The following is a 3,968-nucleotide window of genomic DNA, read 5'->3' as shown; positions in this document are numbered from 1 at the left end:
TGACAGGTACGCTCCGGCGTATGCAGTCCGGACCTCCCTGTCGAACTTCCGAAAGGAATCATGGCTGGTGAATATTCCACTGTACGCGATCGCCTTGTTGGGCTCCATCGAAGAGTTGTGATATGGGGTCAGCTGCTCATTCCCGCCGCCTTCCGTCATTCCCCCCGAGTATTTCTTTTCAATACCCCTGAGCATTTCTTTTCAATGCGAGGGGCGTTCTGAGGGGTGCTTTCGGCGAAGGCCCGGTTCGTCATTCCCTCCGAGTATTTCTTTTCAATACCCCCGAGTATGTTAGTCCCATGCGAGGGGCGTTCTGAGGGGTGCTTCCCGCGAAGGCGGGAATCCATTCTTTGTCCGTGTCTATGTACCACCCTTTCCTATTGAGCAGCGTATCACAAAGGGGAAAGGATTCGCAGGCGAGCCATGGCCTCCACCAGGTTGGGGTTGATGCGGTGGGAGTAGACCAGCTCGGAGCGCTCCATCGCGGTGTCACCCACAGCGCGGTAGCACAGAGACAGGCCGTAGTAGGCGAAGGTGTTGGTGAACCCCTGGCGGGCGACGCCATTCAGCAGTTCCTTGGCGCGCGCGGTCTCTCCTCGCGCAAGTGCGCAGAAGGCCTGTGCTGTGACCGCATATGGCTCTCCCTTCGTGATGGCCAGCGCCTCAGCAGCCTTCGCCTCCGCGCCTGGCACGTCGTCCCCGACGTAGACCATGGCCAGCGCCAGCCATCCCTTGATGCCGGCCAGCGTCGGATACAATCGCTCGGCCTGCTGCAGGCAGGTCAGTGCTGTGGGGCTCTTGAGGTTGAGCTCCAGCATGCCCTGGCTCCACCAGGGACGGTAATCCTCAGGCGTCAGAGTCCGGGCCTGTACGAAGGCGGATCGCGCTGCGTCGGTGACCGGGCCTGTTACGCCGCCCGCGAGCGCACTGGCATACGTGCTGCCCAGCAGGTTCCAGTACATGTCGTTGCCGGGGTCGCGCACCACGGCATCCGTCAGGCGCTCAGCTTTTGTGACAGGATCTAGTCCCCCCAGGCGCAGTGCGTACAGCGACGCGACCCCGCGCTGGATGGGCACCAGCGCAAGCAGGAGGGCGAGCCCGCCCGCGATCAGGCACGAGATACGCCTATGGCGGACCATCGTGTGGCGGTCATCGCGGCTGAGCAGGTCATACGTCACGGTGCGGGTCGACAGCAGGGCCAGGCAGAGGAAGAGGACGGCAGGCGCCACGGCGTAGACGTAGTCGACATCCATGCACATGTGCAGGAAGTAGGCGAGGGTGCCCGCCCACAGGCCGGTGACCGCCATGTCCTCACACGAGCCGAAGACCCGGTCAAGACCATGCAGGCCGCGCCGCACGATCCAGGTGAACAGTGGTACGGTCCCCAGCAGGCCGGTCTCGGCCAGGAAGCGGAAGAAGAACGAGTGTGGGTCGATGCGGCGGGACACATCCGGCACCCACTCGAACGCGGTCCACACGTGAGGAAAGGTTCCCAGCCCCGTGCCCGCCCAGACGTGTTCGCTGAACAGGCGCAGCGCCAGCACGATCAGGTGGACGCGTGTGTCGTTGGATTGGTCGGCGCCACCCGTGACAAAGGTGCCCAGCGCTGCTCCCTTGTCTGCGTTGAGCACCGCCGTGGCCCAGGTCACCCGATTGAGCACGGTGAACCCTGCTGCCGCAGCACCGACGATGAGCACGCGCAGGAGAATGCGCCCCCTCCAGCCATGCGGAGCAAGCAGGACGAGCGCGATCAGGCCGAGGATACCCGTCAGGAATGCCCCCCGCGATGTGGTGAGGTACAGCACCATGAGCAGGAAGCCCGCGCAGGCGTCATACAGGAGGCGCCAGTCGCGACGCTTGTCACCCGTCGCCATGCCGACACTCAGCAGAATGCACAGGACGAGGAACCCGGCAAAGGAGTTGTGATACTGCCACAGCCCCCACAGCTGACCGTTCACGACGAAGTGATATTGCAGGTTGCTCGCCCACAGGGGGGTGAAGTAGAATAGTGGTGACATCGCTGCCATGTAGTACGCAAAGGAGACAGCCGCCATGCCCATCCCGAGGAACAGGATACCGTTCAGGAAGAACTGCAAGTCTCCGCGCTCCTGGACCAGGTTGAGGACCATAACCGCAAGCAGGAAGGCACTGCCTAGCTTGGCAGCCTCGACCTGTGCGCCATACCCGTACGGGGACAGCAGGGTCAGAACGATGACGGCGACCACCAGCAGCAGCGACGACCAGTCGAGCGACAGTGCCACCAGGCGATGGTCCGGCAGCCACCAGAAGCACCAGGCGGCGAAGACGACCAGCGTGGCAGCCGCGAACACCCAGTCGGCGGTATACAGGACGACATCTCCGTACCGGGTCCCGACAGCGAGGCCGACCAGCAGGAGCAGAGTGGACAGCATGAACAGTCGTTTTCTCATGCGTTCATTGTATGCGCCGCACGTGCCCCTGCAACTCGCGGTCGTCTCGATTGTAGAAACAGACGTATACTCGTGAAGAGACTGGCTCAGGTTCCTGACGCGTTGTGATGGAGGACGACCATGGAAGATGGACTCATGCTGATGGGTGTGTTTGAGGTCTTGGCGCGTCCGTGGAGGCTCAACATGTCCACATTGAGGCGAGGAACCTCAACTCTCCTGGTGTCGGTTCTCGTGATGTGCCTGATACTGGCAACCCCCGGACACGTGTGTGCTGTATTGTCCTCGTCCTTGACAGGGACCATCAACGTTGCGTCAGGCAACGTCACGATTCAGGGGAAGACAGATGCAGGCGCCTTGGTCGTGATCAACGGGCGCCAGTCCAGGGCGAGTGCAACGGGCGTCTTCTCTGCGTCGTTTCCCCTGGCTGGAACGGCGACGATCGCCGTGGTTGGCATAAGTCGGCCCGGATTCTCGATGCTGCTGAACCTGCCTGCCATCCCGTCGGTTGCCCGGTATGTGCTTCCCGTGATGACTTTCAGTTATGACGGGACCAGCGGGACACTGGGGCTGGCCGGCAAGCTGACACACAAGCCCGCAGGCGCCGTGAAAGGATATGTGGCGGACGCTCAGACGCGGGGGTCGATCTCCTTTGCAGTGGGCAAGGACTATCGGTTCAGTACGACGCTCCGTCTGGGCACCGGGCTCAACACCCTGCACTCTTATGTTCGGTACCTGCTACTCATGCGCTACACGCTGCCAAACTTCACGATCACGGTCGGTCCTGTGCCAAGGACCATCATTAGTCTCCAAGTCGGCAGTCCCCGCATGACGGTGGGCGGCGTGATCAAGCCCATCGATGCGCAGGGGACCAAGCCCCTCATCAGCAATGGTACGACGATGGTTCCCATTCGTGCCATCGTCGAGTCACTCGGAGGAAACGTGGGCTGGGACGCAGCTACTCGTCGCCTCGACATCCGACTCGGCTCACGCACGGTCACCACCTGGGTGGGCAAGACAACCGCAACGGTGGACGGAGGCAATAAGGCGATGAGTATGGCACCCGCCATCATTGGTGGCCGTACCATGATCCCCCTGCGTTTCGTGGCTGAGAATCTGGGTTGTCTGGTAGGCTGGGATCAAAGCACCAGGAGGGTCACCGTCATATACGGTGGATAGAACGACTGATTGGTTGGCACGCAGTGTCTAGGATGAGTGAAACGTGAGCTTCAGGGTATGCGCCGGATCTGCCCCTGGAATTCTGGGCGGCACCGTATGGTGAAGCGCCAGCATGCAACCAGCGCTTGATCGTGCTGCAAACCTGTCAGTGATGCTCAGGGCTTGACGAATACCGGCGTCACGCGAGTAACAGTCGTGACACTGTCCACGTTGAAGCGGAGCGTATCACCGGCACCGATTGCGATCGTCCAGAGTCCGTCAGCGTCTCCCTTGATCCCCGTCGTGATCCCCGAGACGCCAGTATCCAACGGGAGAGTCGGCGAGGATGAAGTCCGAGTAGCGGCTTGCGAGGTTACCGCACTC

At 61.7% G+C, this 3,968-nt stretch carries 3 protein-coding genes; 1 reads left to right on the top strand and 2 read right to left on the bottom strand.

Annotated features, from left to right (window positions below; all coding sequences use genetic code 11):
• Window positions 1-392 precede the first annotated feature (392 nt).
• Complete coding sequence (locus tag SMC3_RS08715) at window positions 393-2,429, bottom strand: O-antigen ligase family protein (RefSeq protein ID WP_119090069.1); 2,037 nt, start codon at window positions 2,427-2,429, stop codon at window positions 393-395.
• A gap of 120 nt (window positions 2,430-2,549) precedes the next feature.
• On the opposite strand from SMC3_RS08715, the gene SMC3_RS08710 reads away from it, so the two are divergent.
• Window positions 2,550-3,605 carry a copper amine oxidase N-terminal domain-containing protein gene (locus SMC3_RS08710; RefSeq protein ID WP_119088170.1) on the top strand — a complete coding sequence of 352 codons (1,056 nt, stop codon included), beginning with the start codon at window positions 2,550-2,552 and terminating at the stop codon, window positions 3,603-3,605.
• Between the two features lie 155 nt (window positions 3,606-3,760).
• On the opposite strand, the gene SMC3_RS09460 is transcribed toward SMC3_RS08710, so the two are convergent.
• Window positions 3,761-3,968 (bottom strand): hypothetical protein (locus SMC3_RS09460; RefSeq protein WP_207799735.1); only part of this gene is annotated, 208 nt, incomplete at its 5' end.

It is taken from the genome of Candidatus Cryosericum hinesii (genome assembly GCF_003570985.1).
GTDB classification, from domain to species: domain Bacteria; phylum Caldisericota; class Caldisericia; order Cryosericales; family Cryosericaceae; genus Cryosericum; species Cryosericum hinesii.
This window is presented reverse-complemented; position numbering and strand designations above follow the sequence as displayed.

What these genes read in the sequence shown, in the direction of transcription:
- SMC3_RS08715 (WP_119090069.1), bottom strand. Translation starts at nt 2,429, where the DNA reads ATGAGAAAACGACTGTTCATGCTGTCCACTCTGCTCCTGCTGGTCGGC.
- SMC3_RS08710 (WP_119088170.1), top strand. Translation starts at nt 2,550, where the DNA reads ATGGAAGATGGACTCATGCTGATGGGTGTGTTTGAGGTCTTGGCGCGT.